The sequence below is a fragment of the Tolumonas osonensis genome (genome assembly GCF_014202415.1).
GTDB classification, from domain to species: Bacteria; Pseudomonadota; Gammaproteobacteria; order Enterobacterales; family Aeromonadaceae; genus Tolumonas; species Tolumonas osonensis.
The window spans coordinates 110,124-130,264 of record NZ_JACHGR010000009.1 but is presented as its reverse complement, the minus strand read 5'-3'; the positions used below and the strand labels follow the sequence as shown (position 1 = coordinate 130,264).

General features: G+C 53.6%; 25 protein-coding genes. 15 read left to right on the top strand and 10 right to left on the bottom strand.

Translation table 11 applies throughout. From position 1 onward, the window contains the following. Positions 1–17: 17 nt before the first annotated feature. Genes mlaF through murA form a run of 7 tightly spaced genes read left to right on the top strand, consistent with a single transcriptional unit; the run spans position 18 to position 4,602 of the window. The gene (gene mlaF / locus HNR75_RS13315; protein ID WP_188027467.1) at positions 18–806 is read left to right on the top strand and encodes a phospholipid ABC transporter ATP-binding protein MlaF; all 789 of its coding nucleotides are present in this window, start codon (positions 18–20) and stop codon (positions 804–806) included. Beyond that, positions 807–1,586: a lipid asymmetry maintenance ABC transporter permease subunit MlaE gene (gene mlaE / locus HNR75_RS13310; RefSeq protein ID WP_188027466.1), complete on the top strand. Its 780-nt coding sequence runs from the start codon at positions 807–809 to the stop codon at positions 1,584–1,586. Between the two features lie 5 nt (positions 1,587–1,591). Next, positions 1,592–2,107 carry an outer membrane lipid asymmetry maintenance protein MlaD gene (gene mlaD / locus HNR75_RS13305; RefSeq protein ID WP_188027465.1) on the top strand — a complete coding sequence of 172 codons (516 nt, stop codon included), beginning with the start codon at positions 1,592–1,594 and terminating at the stop codon, positions 2,105–2,107. A 19-nt stretch (positions 2,108–2,126) separates the two neighbouring features. Beyond that, complete coding sequence (mlaC, locus tag HNR75_RS13300) at positions 2,127–2,765, top strand: phospholipid-binding protein MlaC (protein ID WP_188027464.1); 639 nt, start codon at positions 2,127–2,129, stop codon at positions 2,763–2,765. After that, complete coding sequence (locus HNR75_RS13295) at positions 2,762–3,022, top strand: STAS domain-containing protein (RefSeq protein WP_188027463.1); 261 nt, start codon at positions 2,762–2,764, stop codon at positions 3,020–3,022. The genes mlaC and HNR75_RS13295 overlap by 4 nt, the downstream gene beginning before the upstream one ends. Before the next feature lie 13 nt (positions 3,023–3,035). Further along, on the top strand, positions 3,036–3,290 hold the full coding sequence (ibaG, locus tag HNR75_RS13290; RefSeq protein WP_188027462.1) for a BolA family iron metabolism protein IbaG: 255 nt from the start codon (positions 3,036–3,038) through the stop codon (positions 3,288–3,290). Between the two features lie 52 nt (positions 3,291–3,342). Then, positions 3,343–4,602: a UDP-N-acetylglucosamine 1-carboxyvinyltransferase gene (murA, locus tag HNR75_RS13285; protein WP_188027461.1), complete on the top strand. Its 1,260-nt coding sequence runs from the start codon at positions 3,343–3,345 to the stop codon at positions 4,600–4,602. Between the two features lie 43 nt (positions 4,603–4,645). Here murA and degS read toward each other — a convergent pair whose 3' ends face one another. The 3 genes from degS to HNR75_RS13270 form a co-directional block, all read right to left on the bottom strand. Continuing rightward, complete coding sequence (degS, locus tag HNR75_RS13280) at positions 4,646–5,749, bottom strand: outer membrane-stress sensor serine endopeptidase DegS (RefSeq protein WP_188027460.1); 1,104 nt, start codon at positions 5,747–5,749, stop codon at positions 4,646–4,648. A gap of 86 nt (positions 5,750–5,835) precedes the next feature. After that, the gene (locus HNR75_RS13275) at positions 5,836–7,200 is read right to left on the bottom strand and encodes a DegQ family serine endoprotease (RefSeq protein ID WP_188027459.1); all 1,365 of its coding nucleotides are present in this window, start codon (positions 7,198–7,200) and stop codon (positions 5,836–5,838) included. Positions 7,201–7,276: 76 nt separating this feature from the next. Next, on the bottom strand, positions 7,277–7,675 hold the full coding sequence (locus HNR75_RS13270) for a Z-ring associated ZapG family protein (RefSeq protein ID WP_188027458.1): 399 nt from the start codon (positions 7,673–7,675) through the stop codon (positions 7,277–7,279). A gap of 364 nt (positions 7,676–8,039) precedes the next feature. Between HNR75_RS13270 and rplM the strand changes: the two genes are divergently transcribed. The 6 genes from rplM (at position 8,040) to rraB (ending at position 11,045) form a co-directional block, all read left to right on the top strand. Continuing rightward, on the top strand, positions 8,040–8,468 hold the full coding sequence (gene rplM, locus HNR75_RS13265; protein ID WP_024872229.1) for a 50S ribosomal protein L13: 429 nt from the start codon (positions 8,040–8,042) through the stop codon (positions 8,466–8,468). A 14-nt stretch (positions 8,469–8,482) separates the two neighbouring features. Further along, positions 8,483–8,875, top strand: a complete 393-nt coding sequence (rpsI, locus tag HNR75_RS13260; protein ID WP_024872230.1) for a 30S ribosomal protein S9 — start codon at positions 8,483–8,485, stop codon at positions 8,873–8,875. A 215-nt stretch (positions 8,876–9,090) separates the two neighbouring features. Further along, positions 9,091–9,429 carry a P-II family nitrogen regulator gene (locus tag HNR75_RS13255; protein ID WP_188027457.1) on the top strand — a complete coding sequence of 113 codons (339 nt, stop codon included), beginning with the start codon at positions 9,091–9,093 and terminating at the stop codon, positions 9,427–9,429. Positions 9,430–9,507: 78 nt separating this feature from the next. Then, on the top strand, positions 9,508–10,089 hold the full coding sequence (locus HNR75_RS13250) for a transglycosylase SLT domain-containing protein (protein ID WP_188027456.1): 582 nt from the start codon (positions 9,508–9,510) through the stop codon (positions 10,087–10,089). Between the two features lie 24 nt (positions 10,090–10,113). Next, positions 10,114–10,623 (top strand): S-ribosylhomocysteine lyase, encoded by a 510-nt coding sequence (gene luxS, locus HNR75_RS13245; protein WP_188027455.1) that lies wholly within the window; start codon positions 10,114–10,116, stop codon positions 10,621–10,623. A gap of 74 nt (positions 10,624–10,697) precedes the next feature. After that, positions 10,698–11,045: a ribonuclease E inhibitor RraB gene (rraB, locus tag HNR75_RS13240; RefSeq protein WP_188027454.1), complete on the top strand. Its 348-nt coding sequence runs from the start codon at positions 10,698–10,700 to the stop codon at positions 11,043–11,045. Positions 11,046–11,088: 43 nt separating this feature from the next. Here rraB and HNR75_RS13235 read toward each other — a convergent pair whose 3' ends face one another. The 7 genes from HNR75_RS13235 to HNR75_RS15630 form a co-directional block, all read right to left on the bottom strand. Next, positions 11,089–11,931 (bottom strand): pirin family protein, encoded by an 843-nt coding sequence (locus HNR75_RS13235; RefSeq protein ID WP_188027453.1) that lies wholly within the window; start codon positions 11,929–11,931, stop codon positions 11,089–11,091. Positions 11,932–12,045: 114 nt separating this feature from the next. Beyond that, positions 12,046–13,083 (bottom strand): nickel/cobalt transporter, encoded by a 1,038-nt coding sequence (locus HNR75_RS13230; protein ID WP_188027452.1) that lies wholly within the window; start codon positions 13,081–13,083, stop codon positions 12,046–12,048. Further along, positions 13,071–13,703, bottom strand: coding sequence for a DUF1007 family protein (locus HNR75_RS13225; RefSeq protein ID WP_188027451.1), 633 nt, complete (start codon positions 13,701–13,703; stop codon positions 13,071–13,073). The genes HNR75_RS13230 and HNR75_RS13225 overlap by 13 nt, the downstream gene beginning before the upstream one ends. Next, the gene (locus HNR75_RS13220; RefSeq protein ID WP_188027450.1) at positions 13,704–14,639 is read right to left on the bottom strand and encodes a metal ABC transporter substrate-binding protein; all 936 of its coding nucleotides are present in this window, start codon (positions 14,637–14,639) and stop codon (positions 13,704–13,706) included. Positions 14,640–14,649: 10 nt separating this feature from the next. Beyond that, complete coding sequence (locus HNR75_RS13215; RefSeq protein WP_188027449.1) at positions 14,650–15,528, bottom strand: metal ABC transporter permease; 879 nt, start codon at positions 15,526–15,528, stop codon at positions 14,650–14,652. Further along, a complete protein-coding gene (gene aztA / locus HNR75_RS13210) occupies positions 15,528–16,268 on the bottom strand; it encodes a zinc ABC transporter ATP-binding protein AztA (RefSeq protein ID WP_188027448.1) in 741 nt (246 codons plus the stop codon). Before aztA ends, HNR75_RS13215 begins: the two co-directional genes overlap by 1 nt. Before the next feature lie 2 nt (positions 16,269–16,270). Next, the gene (locus HNR75_RS15630; RefSeq protein WP_281364952.1) at positions 16,271–16,402 is read right to left on the bottom strand and encodes a hypothetical protein; all 132 of its coding nucleotides are present in this window, start codon (positions 16,400–16,402) and stop codon (positions 16,271–16,273) included. Between the two features lie 147 nt (positions 16,403–16,549). Between HNR75_RS15630 and HNR75_RS13205 the strand changes: the two genes are divergently transcribed. Together HNR75_RS13205 and glnE are read left to right on the top strand one after the other, a co-directional pair. Beyond that, positions 16,550–16,978 carry a Fur family transcriptional regulator gene (locus HNR75_RS13205; RefSeq protein WP_188027447.1) on the top strand — a complete coding sequence of 143 codons (429 nt, stop codon included), beginning with the start codon at positions 16,550–16,552 and terminating at the stop codon, positions 16,976–16,978. Between the two features lie 207 nt (positions 16,979–17,185). Next, positions 17,186–20,089, top strand: coding sequence for a bifunctional [glutamate--ammonia ligase]-adenylyl-L-tyrosine phosphorylase/[glutamate--ammonia-ligase] adenylyltransferase (gene glnE, locus HNR75_RS13200; protein ID WP_188027446.1), 2,904 nt, complete (start codon positions 17,186–17,188; stop codon positions 20,087–20,089). The last annotated feature ends 52 nt before the right edge of the window (positions 20,090–20,141 follow it).

The following is a 20,141-nucleotide window of genomic DNA, read 5'->3' as shown; positions in this document are numbered from 1 at the left end:
GTATCAGCGGAGGTTGCGTGAGTGATTCATTGATCCAGATCCGGGGTTTAAGTTTCAGCCACGGGGAACGGTTGATTTATGACAATATCAGTCTGGATATTCCGAAAGGCAAGATCACCGCACTGATGGGGCCGAGTGGTATCGGCAAGACAACGCTGCTGCGTCTGATTGGCGGACAACTGAAGCCGGATCAGGGAGAGATCCTGTTCGATGGTGCGGATATTCCCCGGTTAAACCGGCGCGATCTGTATGAAAAACGCAAGCGAATGAGCATGCTGTTTCAGAGTGGTGCCTTATTCAGCGGCATCAGTGTGTTCGATAATGTGGCGTATCCGTTACGTGAGCATACCCGCCTGCCGGAGGAGATCATCCGTATCCTGGTGCTGATGAAGCTGGAATCAGTCGGGCTGCGCGGCGCGGCCAGTCTGATGCCGTCTCAGCTTTCCGGTGGTATGGCCCGTCGCGCGGCACTGGCAAGAGCGATCGCGTTGGATCCGGAACTGATCATGTATGATGAACCCTTTGCCGGGCAGGATCCGATCACGATGGCGGTACTGGTGAAACTGATCCGGGATTTGAATCAGTCGCTCGGTATTACATCTGTGATCGTCTCGCATGATGTCGCGGAAGTGATGAGTATTGCGGACTATGTCTATCTGCTGGCGAATCATTCCATCGTGGCACAAGGTTCGCCGGAGGAACTGCGGCGGGAAGGCAATCCGGAGGTTGTGCAGTTCATTCAGGGCTTGCCGGATGGTCCGGTGCCGTTCCACTATCCGGCCGTTGAACTATTACAGGAGCTGTAGATGTTGGTGGATTTAATCAGCCGTCTCGGCCAGCGTGGCATACAAAGCCTGACGGCAATCGGACGAGCCAGCATTATGCTGTATCAGGCGCTGATTGGCCGGCCGGAGCCCAGAAAGCATTTTCCGCTATTGATCCAGCAGCTTTATGTGGTGGGCGTGGAGTCGGTGCTGATCATTCTGGTCTCCGGTCTGTTTATCGGCATGGTGCTCGGTTTTCAGGGATACCGTGTGCTGGTTGATTTTGGCGCCGAAGCGTCGCTGGGGCCATTAGTGGCGTTATCCCTGTTGCGTGAACTGGGGCCGGTGGTGGCTGCGTTGTTGTTTGCCGGTCGTGCTGGCTCGGCATTAACGGCGGAAATTGGTCTGATGAAAGCGACCGAGCAGTTAAGCAGCCTGGAAATGATGGCAGTCGACCCGCTGCGGCGCATTATTTCACCGCGGTTCTGGGCCGGAACGATCAGTCTGCCTTTATTGTCGCTGATTTTTTGTATTGTCGGTATTTTCGGCGGCAAGCTGGTGGGTGTTGACTGGCTCGGCGCGGATGAAGGCGGTTTCTGGTCGGCCATGCAGGCCGCAGTGGACTGGCAGGAAGATATTGTTCAGGGAATTTTAAAAGCGATCGTGTTTGCGCTGGTCGTGACCTGGGTCGCGTTATTCAATGGTTACGACTGTCTGCCAACGGCAGCCGGGATCAGTCAGGCAACGACCCGTACGGTGGTTCATGCCTCGTTGCTGGTATTGGGATTGGATTTTGTAATGACAGCCGTCATGTTCAGGTGAGAGCGATGAAGTTCAGTAAGATTGAGTTTCTGGTAGGATGTTTCATGCTGGCGGGTATTTTCGCCGGTATCATGCTGGCATTAAAAGTGGCGGGCCTCAGCTTTGGCAGTCAGGGGGATACCTACGCGCTGTATGCCAGTTTTGATAATATCGGCGGACTGAAAATCCGTTCCCCGGTAAAAATTGGCGGGGTCGTGATTGGCCGGGTTTCGGATGTCTCTATCGATGCCAAAACATTCACGCCGAAAGTAGAAATGCAGATCGACAGCCGCTATAACGAGCTGTCGGATACCAGCACGGCCGCTATCCTGACCTCGGGTTTGCTGGGGGAACAATATATCGGCATTACCCCGGGTTTTTCTGATGAAGACATGGGTACGGAAACACTGAAAAACGGTGATTCAATTTCAGATACCAAATCAGCATTGGTACTGGAAGATTTGATTGGCAAGTTTGTTTACGGTCAGGCGAATGGCAAATCAGATAACCAGACGTCGGCTGCAACAGAAACTAATAACTAAAACCCTTGAGGAGTACGCAATGTTTAAATGGGTAACCCGTTGTGCTGCCTGGTTACTGTTACTGGCTTCCGCACAGGCGCTGGCTGTTAATTCACAGGATCCTTATCTGCTGGTGAAAGAAGCGGCAGGAAAGACGTTTACCCGTCTGGAGCAGGACGCGCCGCAGGTTAAACAAAACCCGAATCATTTACGTACGATTGTCCGTGAGGAATTGATGCCTTATGTGGACAATAAATTTGCGGCATACAAGGTGATTGGTAAAGAGCTGAGAAGTACAACGCCGCCGCAGCGTGAGCGTTTTGTTAAAGCCTTTACGGATTACATCGTTGCGACTTACGCAGATGCATTAGGCAAATATGACAAGCAGACTATCCGGGTTGAATCCGGTCAGCCTCTGGATGCGAAAAAAGAAATTTCTGTCAAAGTCACCGTGCTGGATCCGGATAAACCGGAAATCAATGTCATATTCCAGTTACGGAAAAACAGTAAAACCGGCGAATGGAAGGTGTTTGACATGATTGCGGAAGGCGTCAGTCTGCTTTCGTCCAAACAGTCCGAACTGGGTGGTTCGATTCGTCAGAAAGGCATCGACAGTGTCAGCAGTATGCTGGAGCAACATAATCTGAAACCGGCCACATTACCGGGTAAACAGTCATGAAACTGACCGGAAATCTGGATGCAGCGCAGGTCACCGCATGGTGGCCTGAGCGAGCTGAACTATTCCGGCAAGATAATGTTGATGTCAGTGCTGTGAACAAGATTGACTCGTCAGGCGTGGCCTTTTTAGTGAAATGGGCCCAGACCTGTCAGACAAACCATCAGCGCTTGTTAATACAGGGCGCTTCACCCGAATTGGTGCAACTGATCTCGCTGTATGGGGTCAGTGCGTTATTCGATCTGGATTTACCGCAATAATCGAGAAATTATTATGCATCCAACTGAGATTGAGAGTATTCTTCGGGCCGCTCTCGCGCTGGACGAATTATATGTGCAGGGTGAAAACGGACACTTCCAGGTTATTGCCGTTTCCCCTCTGTTTGCCGGTATGAGCCGGGTCAAAAAGCAGCAGACTATTTATGCGCCGTTAGCGGAACATATCGCCAGCAATGCCATCCATGCCCTGAGTATCAAAGCGTTTACGCCAGAAGAATGGCAACGCGATCGTAAACTGAACGGTTTTTAAGTCAGCGCGGAGTGTCCGCGCTATGAAGTCTGAATATTGAGTAATCGTCACTATGGATAAATTTCGTGTACAGGGACCAGCCCGGCTCTCTGGGGAAGTTGTTATTTCCGGTGCCAAAAACGCTGCGCTGCCAATTCTGTTTGCTGCTCTGCTGGCTGAAGAGCCGGTCGAAATCCAGAACGTTCCCAAGCTGCGTGACATTGATACGACCATGAAACTGCTGAGTCAGTTGGGCGCCCGCGTTGAACGGAATGGTTCTGTACATGTAGATGCCGGTCCGGTTAATGTTTTCTGCGCACCGTATGATCTGGTGAAAACCATGCGTGCATCTATTTGGGCGCTGGGGCCGCTGGTGGCGCGTTTTGGTCAGGGACAAGTCTCGCTGCCGGGAGGCTGTGCGATTGGTGCCCGCCCGGTTGACTTGCATATCAACGGTCTGGAACAACTCGGCGCCAAAATCACGCTGGAAGAAGGCTACGTGAAAGCCGCGGTTGACGGTCGTCTGAAAGGTGCTCACATTGTCATGGATAAAGTGAGTGTCGGTGCGACCGTGACCATCATGTGTGCCGCGACACTGGCCGAAGGCAAAACCATTATTGAAAATGCGGCCCGTGAACCGGAAATTGTGGATACCGCCAATTTCCTGAATACTCTGGGAGCAAAAATCAGCGGCGCGGGTACCGATAAAATCACCATTGAAGGCGTGACACGACTGGGTGGTGGTGTCTATCGTGTGCTGCCGGATCGCATCGAGACCGGAACCTTTCTGGTTGCAGCGGCGGTTACAGGTGGCAAGGTGATTTGCCGGAATACACGTCCGGATACCCTGGATGCCGTGCTGGCCAAACTGACGGATGCTGGTGCCAAGATTGAAGTGGGTGAAGACTGGATCAGTCTGGACATGGTGGGACGTCGTCCGAAAGCGGTCAATATTCGTACCGCACCACATCCGGGATTCCCGACCGATATGCAGGCTCAGTTCAGTCTGCTGAATATGGTTGCCGAAGGGACCGGGGTTATCACTGAAACTATCTTTGAAAACCGTTTCATGCACATCCCTGAGCTCATCCGTATGGGTGGCCATGCCGAGATCGAAAGCAATACGGTGATCTGTCATGGTGTGGAGCGCTTATCCGGTGCGCAGGTGATGGCGACGGATCTGCGGGCTTCTGCCAGTCTGGTGATTGCCGGTTTTGTGGCGCAAGGCACCACCATGGTGGATCGTATCTACCACATTGATCGTGGTTACGAACATATTGAAGAGAAATTGCGAGGCCTGGGTGGCCAGATCGAACGTATCAAAGGCGAGTAATTCTCTCTGTGAACGAATCAAGGCACCCACGGGTGCCTTTTTTCTAATTGTTTTTCAGTTTAGAGAAACGCAAATCTTCTTCTACGGTGATGGTGCAAACCAGTTGCTTGCCGTTACGCAGAACGGTAAACCTGGCCTTTGTGCCCGGTGGCATCTCGGCGATGATATCCATCGCATCTCTGACGTTGTTAATGGGCTTGTCATTGATCCGCAGTAACATATCTCCGCGCTTCAGGCCACCTTTGACTGCCGGACCCGCACTGTCCATGTTTTCGATAATCAGGCCATGTGTGACTTCTGCATCCTGCAGTTTGGCCGTCACGGAATCAATCTGGACACTGGATATGCCAACATAGCCCCGTTTGACGCGACCATGCGCAATGAGTTCATCCATGATCCGTTTTGCCAGCCGGTAGGGGATAGCAAAGTTGATCCCGTAACCTTCCTGCGATGTGCCCAGATGATAGGCCCCGGCATTGATACCCACCAGTTCCCCCCGGGTGTTGACTAGCGCCCCGCCGGAATTACCGGTGTTAATGGCCGCATCGGTCTGCAGCAGATCCTGACGGCCATTACTGTCCGGCCCCATGGTACTTAACCCAATCCGGCCTGTGGCGCTGATAATGCCCTGTGTGATGGTCTGGCCCACATTGTAGGGATTGCCAATAGCCAGCACCACATCACCGACTAACGGTGACAGCTCGGGATCCTGCGGGATCTCGGGTAAATTGTCCGCCGAAATGGAGAGCACGGCCAGATCCGTCGGGACATCCACGCCGACCAGCTCGGCGTTAAGGACCCGGCCATCCTGCAGTGCCACAATGATTTGGTCTGCATCGGAGATAACGTGAAAGTTTGTCAGCACATACCCTTTGCGCAGCATGATCACGCCTGAGCCCAGGCTCTGGGGCACTAACTCCCGGTTATCGTTGAGAGCCGATTGCTGGAAACTGCGGGTATAGATATTGACCACGGCCGGTCCGGCTCTGCTGGCGGCATAGGCATAACTTAATGGCGGTGCGTCACGCGGATCGATATTGTCGAAACTGAAATATTGACGGAAGGAGGGAACCCAGAGCAGCAATCCGGCAAGCAACAGCCCTAACAGCACGGCTTTGCCGATATAACGTAAAGCTGCAATCCACATAAGCTCTCTCCATTCAATCAGAATGAAAAGAATAGCATATCTTTCAGGAAGATGGCCTGCTGACAGTCGATCAGCAGGCCTGTTTGTTAACGAAGTACCAGATACAGTGTCGCGTTACCTCGGCGAATATTCAGTGCCTGGATTTCGCCCCGGTTTTTCATGGCTGTCCGCAGTTCCTGCAGATTGTTGATTCGGGTGCGGTTAACGCCGATGATGACATCCCCTTTCTGCAAACCGGCCTGGGCCGCGGCAGAACGTTGCTCCAGCTGAGTAATGACCACTCCGGTAACGCTGGCGCCTGGCTCGCTGTTGCCTAAGGTGGCGCCTTCGAGAGCCGGATGCAGCACACTGGCTTTGGTTTCTGACAAGTCGGCCTGTTTCAGCGTAACCTGTACATCCTGTTCTTTGCCGTCCCGGATAACACCCAGCGTGACTGTTTTACCGGCGCCCATGGTGGCGATATTGGCCCGCAGCTCGCCGAAGGAGCGCACGGCTTTACCATTCAGTTTGACAATAATGTCACCGGGTTTGATTCCGGCGACATCTGCGGCCGAATTCGCCATGACCTGATTCACAAACGCGCCTTGTTGCTTATCTGTGCCAAAGGCTTTGGCGAGATCCGATGTTAGTTCTCCGCCCATGATCCCCAGGACGCCGCGACGGACTTCACCGTATTTCAGGATCTGTTCCGACAGGTCGCGTACCATATTCGACGGGATCGCGAAACCGATACCGATATTGCCGCCGTTTGGCCCCAGGATCGCGGTGTTGATACCGATCAGCTCACCATTCAGGTTCACCAGTGCGCCACCGGAGTTTCCGGAGTTAATTGCCGCATCGGTCTGGATGAAGTTCTCGATATTTTCGATATTCAGGCCGCTGCGTCCCAGTGCACTGATAATACCGGAAGTGACGGTTTGTCCCAGTCCAAACGGGTTACCAATCGCAATCGCAAAATCGCCGACCCGTAACTGCTCGGAATTGGCCAGTTTGATTTCAGTCAGGTTATCCGCTTTGATCTGTAACACCGCGATATCGGATTGCTGATCTTCACCGATTTTTTTCGCTTTGAGTTCCCGGCCATCCTTGAGGGTCACTTTAATTTCGTCTGCACCATCAATCACATGATGGTTGGTGATGACATAACCTTTGGCAGCATCAATGATCACGCCGGAACCCAGAGCCTGGAACGGCTGTTCCTGGACCTGGGCATCAGGCATATCCGGACCGAAGAAGAAACGGAATTGCTCCGGAATCTCCTGACGGGTGACTTTCTTGCCTGAAACCAGAATGTTGACGACTGCCGGCGTCACCTGTTCGACCACCGGGGCCAGGCTTGGCATATCCTGTCCGTTAACACTCAACGGCAGGGCCGCCTGGGCCGGTGCTACAGATAAAGCCATACTCAAACTTAATGCTAATGCGCTCAACAGATGTCGGGTATTGCTCATGCGTTTACAGCTCCTTACAAACAAGACCAGGTAATTACCAACTCATTGTTATATGACAAGAATTACCGGGAAGAGTTCACGAGGATTTATGATCACTCAATAAACCGGATGGTTCGCCGGAATAATCCTTAGGCTGATGGACGCCTTCGGTTGCAGGCGCGGCCGGTTCTTTTTCTTCCGCCGGTACATCAGGCTGGATGCTATAGATAGTCTGGCTGTTAGTCAGTTTTTCACTCTGTTCTGTCATATGCTGCGACAGCCGCTGATACTGGGCATCCAGTTGTTCCATCAGGCCGGAAAAACCGATGAAGTGATCCTGAACATCACGTTTATATTGTTCGAATTCTTTACGGGTTTTGGTCAGTTCCTTGTGCAGCTTGGCCGCATCACCCGCACGGGAAGTGGAACGTCCTGCCACAAAGCCGATAATCAGGCCAACCAGTACAAACAGGATCATGGTGAATTCAGTCGTCATAACAACACCTTATATATTACAGGACACGGCCTCACTATAGCCGCAGACTTCCGGTAAGTGTATCGCTTTTGTTCAACGGACACTACGGAGTGTGACTTCACAATAAAAACCCCCGGGACCGCTTAAACAGAACATATTTTTTCCAGGGATAAAATGAAAATCAAGATGCTTTTCCCAGCAACTTCCCCTATAATCTTGCGGCCCACGTTACAGGCCACCTCCGTAGACGGTGCCCACGCCGCTACGCGTGGACTAGCAACTCTGCTGGTCTTGTATTCGAAGGGGTACAAGCGAAAGCATTCACAGGTTACGTCTCAATGAAGACGTAATTCGTTATTTTATTTAGGTAATTTGGGTTTACTCGATGAAAACTTTCGTTGCCAAACCAGAAACCGTTAAGCGTGACTGGTACGTTGTTGACGCAGAAGGCAAAACCTTAGGTCGTCTGGCCACTGAAATCGCTTCCCGCCTGCGCGGTAAGCACAAACCAGAATACACTCCGCATGTTGATACCGGTGATTACATCGTAGTTATCAATGCAGAGAAAATCGCTGTGACTGGTAACAAAGCAGCAGCTAAAACTTACTATTCATACTCTGGTTTCCCAGGTGGTCTGAAATCTATCACTTTTGAAAAGCTGATTGATCGTAAGCCAGAAATGGTTCTCGAAATCGCAGTCAAAGGTATGTTGCCAAAAGGCCCGCTGGGTCGTGCTATGTTCCGTAAACTGAAAGTTTACGCAGGTACCGAGCACAACCATGCGGCTCAACAACCTCAAGTACTGGACATCTAATCGGGAGCTGGCAAATGGCTGAAAATCAATACTACGGCACTGGCCGTCGCAAAAGCTCTACCGCTCGTGTATTTGCTAAAGTAGGTAGCGGCAATATCGTTATCAACAAGCGTTCACTGCAGGATTACTTCGGTCGTCCTACCGCTCGTATGGTGGTTATGCAGGCTCTGGAGCTGGTTGAACTGACTGATAAAATCGACCTGTACATCACCGTTTCTGGTGGTGGTATCACTGGTCAGGCCGGCGCTATCCGTCACGGTATCACCCGTGCACTGATGCAATATGACGAATCTCTGCGTCCAACACTGCGTAAAGCGGGCTTCGTTACCCGTGATGCGCGTCGCGTTGAACGTAAGAAAGTTGGTCTGCATAAAGCGCGTAAGCGTCCACAGTACTCCAAACGTTAATATTTACGTTTCAGTATTTGTGTTGCGAAAAAACCGTCTGGCGCAAGCCAGGCGGTTTTTTTTATCCGGAAAAAGCGGCACTTGTGCTATAACGAATGTTAATTGTTATCAGATCATGTCGCAGTTCAAACCCTGAACCGTAGTGGGTGGTGGAAATCAGCCCTGGCGGGTATCATGCTGATAACAGGATAGGGTCTGGCAGGAGAGCAGTAGATATGAAAAAAATTGAAGCAATCATTAAACCGTTCAAACTGGATGATGTTCGGGAAGCGCTGGGCGAAATCGGCATCAGCGGTATGACCGTATCTGAAGTCAAAGGTTTCGGCCGTCAGAAAGGGCACACTGAACTGTATCGTGGCGCTGAATATGTCGTCGATTTTCTGCCGAAGGTAAAACTGGAACTGGTCGTCAATGATGACGACGTGGAAAACTGCATTGAAGCCATAAACCGCAGTGCCAAGACCGGTAAAATCGGGGATGGCAAGATTTTTGTGACTGCGGTCGAACGCGTGATTCGTATTCGTACCGGCGAAGAGAACGAAGAAGCGATTTAATCTCTTCCTGCAACCACATCGTTACTGTTTTGACTGACAGCCGGCGATGTGGTTTTGTTTTTTATGGATAGTAGTGTCATGTTGAAACCGATTGTCCTGCTGATGTTGCTGGTGCTGACAGCTTGTAGTTCCACCACCACTCAGCGACCGGATAACCCGGAGAATATCTGTGATATTTTCCGGCAGAATAATGACTGGTATGAAGCTGCGCTGGATATGCAGCAGCGCTGGAAAGTGCCGCTGACCGTTTCTATGGCGATGATGTATCAGGAGTCGAGCTTCAGGCACGATGCGCAGCCGCCGATGGATTATTTCCTGTTTATTCCGCTGGGACGCCGCAGCTCGGCGTATGGTTATGCACAGGTCAAGGACGAGACCTGGGAAGATTATAAAGAGCAGACCGGCAATGGCTGGGCTGATCGGGATGATTTTGCCGATGCGATCGATTTTATGGGTTGGTATTCCTATAAAACCAGCCGGGTGAACAAAATTTCGCCTAATGATGCTTATAATCAGTATCTCAATTACCATGAGGGCTGGGGCGGATTTCGTCGGGGAACCCATTATCAGAAACGCTGGTTGCTGAAAACTTCGCGTGTCGTAGAATCCCGGGCGAAGCGGTATGCTGCTCAGTTTCAGCAATGTCGCAGTTCACTGTAAGCACAGAATTTCAGAGGAGGCAGCATGCCGTTATTAGATAGTTTTACTGTGGATCATACCCGGATGCAGGCACCGGCTGTGCGTGTGGCAAAACAGATGCGGACGCCGCACGGTGATCCGATCACGGTATTTGATTTGCGTTTTTGTGTACCCAATCAGGAGATCCTGCCGGAGCGGGGGATTCACACCCTGGAGCATTTGTTTGCCGGCTTTATGCGAGATCATCTGAATGGCAGTGATGTGGAAATCATTGATATTTCTCCGATGGGGTGTCGTACCGGCTTTTATATGAGCCTGATCGGTACGCCGGATGAAGCCCGTGTTGCGGCGGCCTGGAAAGCGGCCATGGAAGATGTACTGAAAGTCGTGGATCAGGCGAAGATCCCGGAACTGAATGAGTATCAGTGCGGTACTTATCAGATGCATTCGCTGGAAGAGGCACATGACATCGCCCGTACCATTCTGGCACGTGGTGTGGGTATCAATAAAAATGCGGAACTGGCACTGCCATCCGATAAACTGGCTAGTCTGTAACTATGAAACAAGAAAAATCCGGATCAGCGAAGAAGGATGTATCGCGGCATAATGGTTCGGGGCAAGGAGCTGAAATGAATCAGGAATTACTGGAATGGCAGGAAGAGACCGCTGAAATTATTGCCGAACTGATGGAAGATGGCAGCAATCCGGATGCGGATTATCCTATCGAACATCATTTCGCGGCAGTGGATTTCGACAGTCTGGAAAAGCTGGCAGTTGATCTGTTCAAGGCCGGATTTGAAGTGGAAGATGCGGAAGAAGTGGAACTGGATGACGGTGCTACTGTGTTCTGTTTCGATGCGACCAAAGAAGGGTCACTGGATGTTGAACGTATCACCACAGAAATCGCGACCCTGCTGCCACTGTGCAAGAAATACCACGTCGATTATGACGGCTGGGGCACTTACTTTGCGGAATAAGTGATATTCAAAGGCGGCTCATGAGCCGCCTTTGTTTTTGGGTTCAGAACCGGCCGGATTGATAATCGGCAATCGCCTGCTCGATTTCTTCCCGGGTATTCATGACAAACGGCCCCCACTGTACGATGGGTTCGGCCAGCGGCTGACCGGATAAAACCAGGAGCTGTTCTCGCGGCTGACCCTGCAGCAAGACGCCGGTGGCCTGCGGATTATTTTCCAGCACAGCCATGCGCCGCGCAGTGACGCGCTGTCCGCCAACCACCGGTTCGCCGGAGACCACATAGACCAAGGCATTATGGCTGGCCGGAATCGGCACAAACAACGGCTGTTCGTTGTTGAGCTGAATATCCAGATACAGCGGATGCGTATCCGGACGTTGCAGCGGCCCGGTAACGTCATGCCACGATCCGGCAATCACTTTCACCTGATGACCTTCAGCGGTCGTGACAACCGGAATTTGTGCTGCTGGCACTTCGGCATAGCTGGGTTTCGCCAGTTTGTTTTTGCCCGGCAGATTGATCCACAGCTGAAAACCATGCATCAGGCCGGCGACCTGCTCCGGTGTTTCCGAATGCAGAATACCTTTACCTGCCGTCATCCACTGCACATCGCCGGGACCGACTACGCCTTCATGGCCGGCATTGTCTTTATGCCGCATCTGGCCTGCCAGCATGTAGGTGACGGTTTCAAAACCGCGGTGCGGATGTTCCGGAAAACCGGCGATATAGTCGTTGGGATCGTCAGAGCGGAATTCATCCAGCATCAGGAAGGGATCAAGACGACGTTGCCATTGATGCGTCAAGACTCGTACCAGATTGACGCCTGCGCCATCACGGGTTGGCTGCCCTTGTACAAGTTGTTCTGTTTTACGACTGAGCTGTGACATACGACCACCTGTTGCTACATTTTGTTTACAACTACAGTATGGTTGTTACTCAGTCGAAAAATAAGTGGATTATTTCCACTTAATCGTTCGATTTTGTGCAGTGAATGCGTGTGCTTAACCCGGCCGGAAGAAAGGGGATACCTGTACACTGACGGCCTGTGCCATGCCATATCCCATCAGAATGAGCAGAATACCCCCCAGCAGCGAGACCATTTCCAGGCTGTAGCCTAACCACGCGTCAGAGGCCCGGTGGCTGAGCAGGCGCAGTGCCAGATGACGCATGCTGTGGCTGAACCAGGCCAGCAGGCAGACGGTACCGGCGGTTCCCAGCGCCATGAGTAATATGGCGGCTATTCCTAAGGTAAACAAACCGAGCGATTTGGCCAGGACCAGAATCAGTAAGGCGCCGGTGCAGGGGCGAATACCCATGGTCAGCATGATCGCCAGCTGACTGCGCCAGTCCTGCGCCTGATTTAATTGCTGCAGATCCGGCGTATGGGTATGCCCACAATCACAAGGGCTGATTTCACGTGTAGCCGGAGCGTGCGTAGCGCGGACGCCAACGGTCAGACTGTGGCGGATAGGATGTAATCGTTGCACCCTGATCGGACTCAGTAGCTGGCGAGATTTTCTCAGTAGCCAGAGGCGGTAAACTGCCCGCAGGGATAGTGCGATACCCAGCAATACGATCAGCCAGAAACTGAATTTATCCAGCTGCTGACCAAATTGCTGTGCGCGGATCTGCGTCCAGCCCAGTAATGCGGTCACCAGTGTCATCAGCAGAATGGCGACCAGCGCCTGCATCAGGGCGGCGCCAAGTGAAAGCCACATCGCCCGTTTTAACTGACTGTTGTGTGTGGCCAGATAGGTGGTGAGTACGGCTTTGCCATGACCCGGTCCGGCGGCATGAAAGACGCCATAGAGAAAGCATAGCCCGAGCAGTAGCAGCTTGGTTTCCAGAGAAGGCGTTAACGCGGCCCGCAGTAACACGGCCATTTGCCGGTGCAGTTGCCCCTGCCATTGCAATATTTGCCAGCTCAGCCACTGCCAGTGCAGTAACGCCAGCGTCAGGATAGTACACAGTGTGAAAAAACCGGCGAGTAACAGCATGAAATGCATGCGATCCGGTTGTGTCTTTTTTATGCCTGACATGTCAGTAACACCTTTTCGGCAAAGAGCGTACCCAGACCTTTCTCACTTTGCTGGGTGATATCCAGTGATGCGGCATAGGCGCTGATATCCTCCGGCGGATTCGGTTTTTCCAGCCGGATAGCGCACAGGTTGGCGGCCTGGTCCGACAGAGTGACAGCGCTCGCTTTATGGTGCAGCATTTCAACGTAATAGGTCGAATCGTAGATGGACAGGTTGAGACTGTTGCCTTTCAGTGACACCGGTTCTTTGAGCGGTAAAACAAAGTGCAATACCAGATGGTAGTCCTGTTTTTCGGTGCGATAGACCGTGGGGTTGCTGAAGGTCAGTTTCTTGCCGTTCAGTTCCAGGTGTGTCAGCCAGTTGTCCACTGCCATGAATTCAATGCTTTGTCTGGCAAAATCCTGAAATTGTTTTTCCAGTGGCTCTTCTTTCAGTTTCATGTCTTCGATGATGTTGGCGGAATAGAAGTCATCGAAATGCCAGATCAAATCCAGCCCGGTGAGCTGCTGCTGCTCATTGATCAGAAAGCGGGTCTGCAGGTCCATCCAGGCATGAGGATGAGCCACCGCCAGCGGGGCGGCGAGGCTCAGTAAAACCAGAAAGCAAAGTCGGTTAATCATTTACTGCTTCAGTGCGGTCAGGATTTGTGCAGTATTGTAACGCATCATGTCCAGATAGGTAGAGGCCGGACCCTTGTTATCGGACAGGGCATCCGAGAACAGCGCCTTGCCGGGCTGTACCCCGGTTTCTTTGCTGATCTGCTGCATAAGGCGTGGGTCAGAAATATTCTCTACAAACAGCGCTTTGATGTTTTCTTTGCGGATCTGCCGGATGATCTTGGCGACATCGCTGGCCGAGGCTTCCGCTTCGGTACTGACGCCTTGCGGCGCGATGGTCGTGATCTGATAGCGGTGGGACAGATAACCGAAGGCATCGTGGCTGGTGATCATCTTGCGTTTTTCTGCCGGAATGGCTGCGAAGGCCTGCAGCAGGGTTTTATCCAGCTGTTCCAGTTGCTGAATATAGCGGCCGGCATTGGCCTGATAATCGGCCTGATGGGCCGGGTCGATCTGGCTTAAGCCATTGGCGATATTACGGACATACTGAATGGTGTTCGGAATGCTGTGCCAGGCGTGCGGATCCTGACTGCCATGCCGATGTTCCGCGGCATCGTGCTGTTCTTCTTCCTCTTCATGATGTGCATCCTCACCGAAAGACAGGGGCTGAATGCCACTGCTGGCGGTGATCACCTTGCCTTTGTAATGGCTGGCAGAGACCAGGCGTTCCATCCAGCCTTCAAAGCCCAGGCCGTTGACGACAAAGAGTTTCGACTTGGTCAGGCGGATGGTGTCCTGCGGGGTGGGCTGATAGACATGGGCATCGCTGTTGTTGGCCACCAGGGTGGTCACCGCCACGTGTTTGCCACCAACCTGCTGCACCAGATCACCCAGAATGGAAAAACTGGCCATGACGGGAATTTTTTCATCCGCCCATGCCGGCGCAATACTGAGTACGCCGCTTATCAGAACGGAAAAAAGAAGAGAGAAAGATCGCATCGGGGAGTCCTTACGCTTGCAGATGGGAACGGCGAATATAACGCCAGAGCAGACCACTCTGGTGTCCGGTGAGCAGCGACAGAAAATAACCGGCGCCCAGGGTCAGGATAATGGCTGGACTGGTTGGCCAGCCCAGGTGATAGGAAATCAGCAATCCGCTCAGACTGCTGAGCATCGCCAGCGCGACAGACAGCAGCAGCAGGTGGCTCAGACGATTGGTCCAGTAACGGGCGGTAATGGCCGGCAGGATCATGATACCGACGGCCATCAGGGTGCCGATGGCGTGGAAACCGGCAATCAGGTTCAGTACCGCCAGCAGTAAAAATGCAATGTGTGCCACCGGCCCCATGCGGCTGACGCTGCCGAGAAAATCCGGATCGAGACATTCCATCACCAGTGGCCGGTAAAGCAATGCCAGCAGTAGCAGGGTCAGCGAGGTCACACTGCCCAACAGCCACAATGCCGCATCGTTCAGCGCCAGCGCCGAGCCGAACAGCACGTGCAGCAGATCGACACTGCTGCCATTGACGGAGATGATCATCACCCCGAGTGCCATCGAAATCAGATAAAACGCGGCCAGGCTGCTGTCTTCGCCGCTTTCGGTCAGGCGGGCGACGAAGCCGGAGAGGATCACCACCAGGCCGCCGGCCAGCAGGCCGCCAAGCGTCATTGCTTCGACCGATAAACCAGCCACCAGATAACCGAGGGCGGCACCGGGTAAAATGGCGTGAGCCATCGCATCCCCGGTCAGGCTCATGCGGCGCAGCATCAGGAAGACACCCACCAGCGGTGCGCTCAGCGAGAGTGCAAGGCAGCCGGCCAGGGCGCGCAACATAAAATCAAATTCGGCAAACGGCTCGATCAGCCAGTGCCAGAAAAAAGCGAACATCAGGCAATATCCTTTTCCGATTGGTGACAGACCGGCGCATGTTCATCGAATGATTCGATCTGATGACGGGCGCGTTGCCAGTTTTCCGGGGTGATCACATCAGCGGTCTGACCGTAGGCGACCAGCTGACGCGCCAGCAGCAGGCTGTGCGGGAAATGATGACGGACCTGCTCGTTATCATGCAGTACCGCCAGAATGGTCCGGCCCTGCTGATGCCAGTGCTGCAACAGTTGTAGCAGATCCTGACAGGTACGGCTGTCAATGGCGTTAAACGGTTCATCCAGCAGGATCAGTTGCGCATTCTGCAGATAGAGACGGGCAAACAGGGTCCGTTGCAACTGACCTCCGGAGAGGGAGGCGATTGGTCGGGCGGCAAATCCCTGCATACCGACGGCTTCCAGCGCATGTTCGATCCGGTGGCGATGTCCTTTGGTCAGACGGCCAAAACTGCCCAGTTCGCGCCACAAGCCCATGCCGACCAGTTCGGTCACGCTGATGGGAAATTGCCGATCGATACGGGATTGTTGCGGCAGATAGGCGATCTGCTCGCGCGCCACATTCAGCTGCAACTGGCCCTGCAGCGGTTTCAGCTTGCCCATGATGCCTTTCAGCAGGGTGGATTTGCCAGCACCGTTCGGGCCGACAATCGCCAGCAGTTGTCCGGCCGGGATATCCAGATTCAGATGATGTACGGCCGGATGACGGTCATAGCCCAATGTCAGGTTGTCAAAGCGCAGCATGATCAGCTCATACTCCAGAACAGCAGCATCCAGAGCGGGAGCAGGACCAGTCCGGCTACCAGAAGGCGTTGCCAGACTGACCAGAACAAACTGTCTGCCGGACGCGGCGCGGATGAGGAATGAGAATGTGACATAACACGGAACCGGAGGTTACAAATTGCTGCGGATGTTATAACATAACACTGTAGTTGAAAAGAGTTATCAATAAGACTTTTTGCTGCCGGGCAGGCCGTGATTCGGTATCCTTAGCAAGTATCAGGTTATTCAGGAGAGTTTGGTTCATGCAGCATGCATCCCCCCATTGTGAGCACAATCAGGCCGGATTAACGACGAATCGCCGGCTGGTGCTGGAGGTTCTGTTGCAGGCCAACCGGGCGGTCAGTGCCTATGACGTACTGCAGTTGCTGCGTGAAAAAGAGGTTCACTGGCAGCCGCCGACGGTGTACCGGGCGTTAAGCTTTCTGGTGGAGGCGGGGATGGTGCATTACATCCAGTCGATCCAGAAGTATATGGTTTGTCACCATCAGCACTGCGGCCATGTTACGCAACTGCTGATCTGTCACCGGTGCGGTCTGGTGCAGGAGGTGCCGATTGCGGCATCGCTGGTGGCGGAACTGGAACAGCAGGCGGCGGCACATCAGTTTGAACTGATCCCGCAGTTTCTGGAACTGCAGGGTATTTGCCAGGCTTGTAAAGAAGCTAGGCAATAACTAATGCACCGGAACGGGTAACAGATAAGCGACCGTCGGCGGCAGGGATGCCACCGCTCGAGCCTACAGGGATGTATTTATGGCGTGTCGGCGTTCTGTTACCGTTCCGGTGAAACTCCCAAAATCACAGATTAAGAGTCCGGTTATCCCGCAGTCGGATGGATGCTGTTATGCTTTAGGTATTTCTTGTCAACGGATTGCCTGATTATGACGCCTTCTTCTGTCATTCCTTTACCCGCATTACTGTCTGAACTGGCGGAAAAACAGTGGCAACGCCTGCTGGAACGTGCCGATGCCGGACAGACGGCATTGTTTCTTGCTCATCAGCCCGATCTGCTACGGCTGTTTGCCTTATCTGATTTTGTTGCCGAATCACTGATTCATTCCCCGGCATTGCTGGCTGAAATTCTGACGGAGCAGAGTTATCTGCAGGCGGAGCGCAGTGCGGCTTATCCGGCGCTGTTGCAGAGCGCGCTGGAACCGGTGGATAGCGAGGATGCTCTGAAGCGGGTACTGCGTCAGTTCCGCCGTCGGCATATGGTGCTGATTGCCTGGCGGGAGCTATTAGGTCTGTCACCGGTGGAAGAGAGTTTCAGACATCTCTCGGTGCTGGCGGAAAGTCTGATCATGGCGGCCTATCACTGGCTGTATGCCAGGATGTGCCGGGATGTCGGGACACCTATCGGCCGGGAAAGCGGTCAGCCCCAGCAGATGCTGATCTTCGGTATGGGCAAGCTGGGTGGCGGTGAGCTGAATTTCTCTTCCGATATCGATCTGATCTTTGCCTATCCGGAGCGCGGCTATACCCAGGGTGGCCGGCGCGAACTGGATAACCAGTCGTTCTTTACCCGTCTCGGTCAGCAACTGATTAATGCTCTGCATCAGCAGACGGTCGATGGTCAGGTCTACCGGGTGGATATGCGTCTGCGGCCGTTCGGCGATTCCGGTCCGCTGGTGGCGAGCTTTGCCGCACTGGAAGATTATTATCAGCAGCATGGCCGGACCTGGGAGCGTTATGCGATGGTGAAAGCCCGGATCATGGGGCCGGAAACGGAAGACAGCCGTTATCTGATGCAGATGCTGCGACCATTTATCTACCGGCGTTATGTGGATTTCGGGGCGATCGATGCGCTGCGGAAACTGAAAGGCATGATCGTAGCGGAAATCCGGCGCAAGGGTCTGAAAAATGATATCAAGCTGGGCGCTGGCGGTATCCGGGATGTGGAGTTCATTGTGCAGGTGCATCAGCTGATCCGGGGTGGCCGCGAGCCTGGATTGCAGGTACGGCACATGCCGGCTGCGTTGCTGGCGTTGCATCAGCATGCTGTCTTCACCGATGAGGAATACCGGACGCTCTTTACCGGTTACCATTATCTGCGCCGGGTGGAAAACATTCTGCAGGAAATCGGCGATCAGCAAACGCAGGTGTTACCGGAAAATGAGCGCGATCGCTGGCGGGTGGCGGTGGCGATGGGCTACAGCGCCTGGGATGAGTTTATCCGCGAGCTGCATCAGGTGCATGCCGGGATCAACAAGCTGTTCCGCGAAGTCATTGGCGAGCAGGAAGAGCTTGAATCTGATGTGCCGGTCTTGTGGCAGGATCTCTGGCACGGTCATTTACCGGCTGAGGATCTGACCCCGTTGCTGCAGCAACAGCAGATACCGGAAGCAGAAAAGCTGGCCGTGGTGCTGGCGGAATTGCGTGATGAGTGTTCGCACCGGCCGGTCGGGCCGCAGGGCCGTGAGGCGTTAGGCCGGTTGATGCCGCGTCTGCTGTGCGAGCTGGTGCAGGATCCGGCACCGACCGAATTGATGAACCGGATCCGTAAAGTCCTGCTGCAGATCGCGACCCGTTCGGCCTATCTGCAGCTGCTGGCGGAAAATCCGGGAGCGCTGAAACAGTTACTGAAACTGTGCGCGGCCACCCCGCTGGTGGCGGAACAGCTGGCGCGCTATCCGGTGCTGCTGGATGAGCTGCTGGACCCGGCGCAGTTGTATAATCCGACCCCGCTGGAACACTACCGGGATGAATTGCGTCAGTATCTGTTGCGGGTGCCGGAAGAGGATGTGGAGCAGCAGATGGAGGCGCTGCGCCAGTTCAAGCAGATCCAGCTGCTGAAGATTGTGGCCGCCGATATTGTCGGGGCGTTACCGCTGATGAAGGTGAGTGATCATCTGACCTGGCTGGCGGAAGCGCTGCTGTCGGAGGTGATCAATCAGGCCTGGAATCAGCTGACGGAACGGCACGGTGTCCCGCCGCTGACGCTGAAGAACGGCGAGAAAAATTTTGCGGTGATTGCGTATGGCAAACTGGGCGGGATTGAACTCGGTTATGGTTCGGATCTGGATGTCGTATTTATCCATGCGCCACAGGATGAGGGCTATACCAACGGGGACAAACCGCTGAGTGTGCGGCAGTTCTATGTACGCCTGGCACAGAAAATCATTCATCTGTGCGAGACCCGCACGACCTCCGGCATTCTGTATGAAATCGATATGGAACTGCGTCCGTCCGGTGCGTCCGGCCTGCTGGTCTCTTCGCTGAATGCGTTTGAACACTATCAACTGCATGATGCCTGGGTGTGGGAACATCAGGCGCTGGTCCGGTCGCGGGCGGTGTATGGTGACGCGGAGCTGCTGGCCGGCTTTGCGCGGGTCCGGGCCGAGGTGCTGAGTCAGCCGCGCGATAGCTACTCGCTGGCCAAATCCGTTGCGGATATGCGCGACAAGATGCGCAAGCATCTGCTGCGGGGAACGGCCGAGCAGTTTGATCTCAAACAGGGTACCGGCGGCATGATCGATATCGAGTTTATCGCGCAGTTTATGGTGCTGGCCTATGCCGCGCAGTATCCGGCATTGTTGACCCACTGGTCGGATAACGTGCGCATCTTTGAGTCTTGCGTGGAGGCCGGATTAATCACGGATGCGGAATCGATTACATTGAAAAAGGCGTATCTGGCTATCCGCGATCGGGCACATCGCTGCACGCTGTCGGGTGTGACCCGCATCATCGATGGTCAGGAACTGCAGGCAGAACGTGCAGCTGTGGTGGCGTTGTGGCAGAAACTGATTGGCTGTCATTTATCCGCGGCAGAGCCATCCGCAGACTAAACAGGATGACGAGGGGGAGCAATTCCCCTTTCTTTTGGGTTTTTCATGTAAT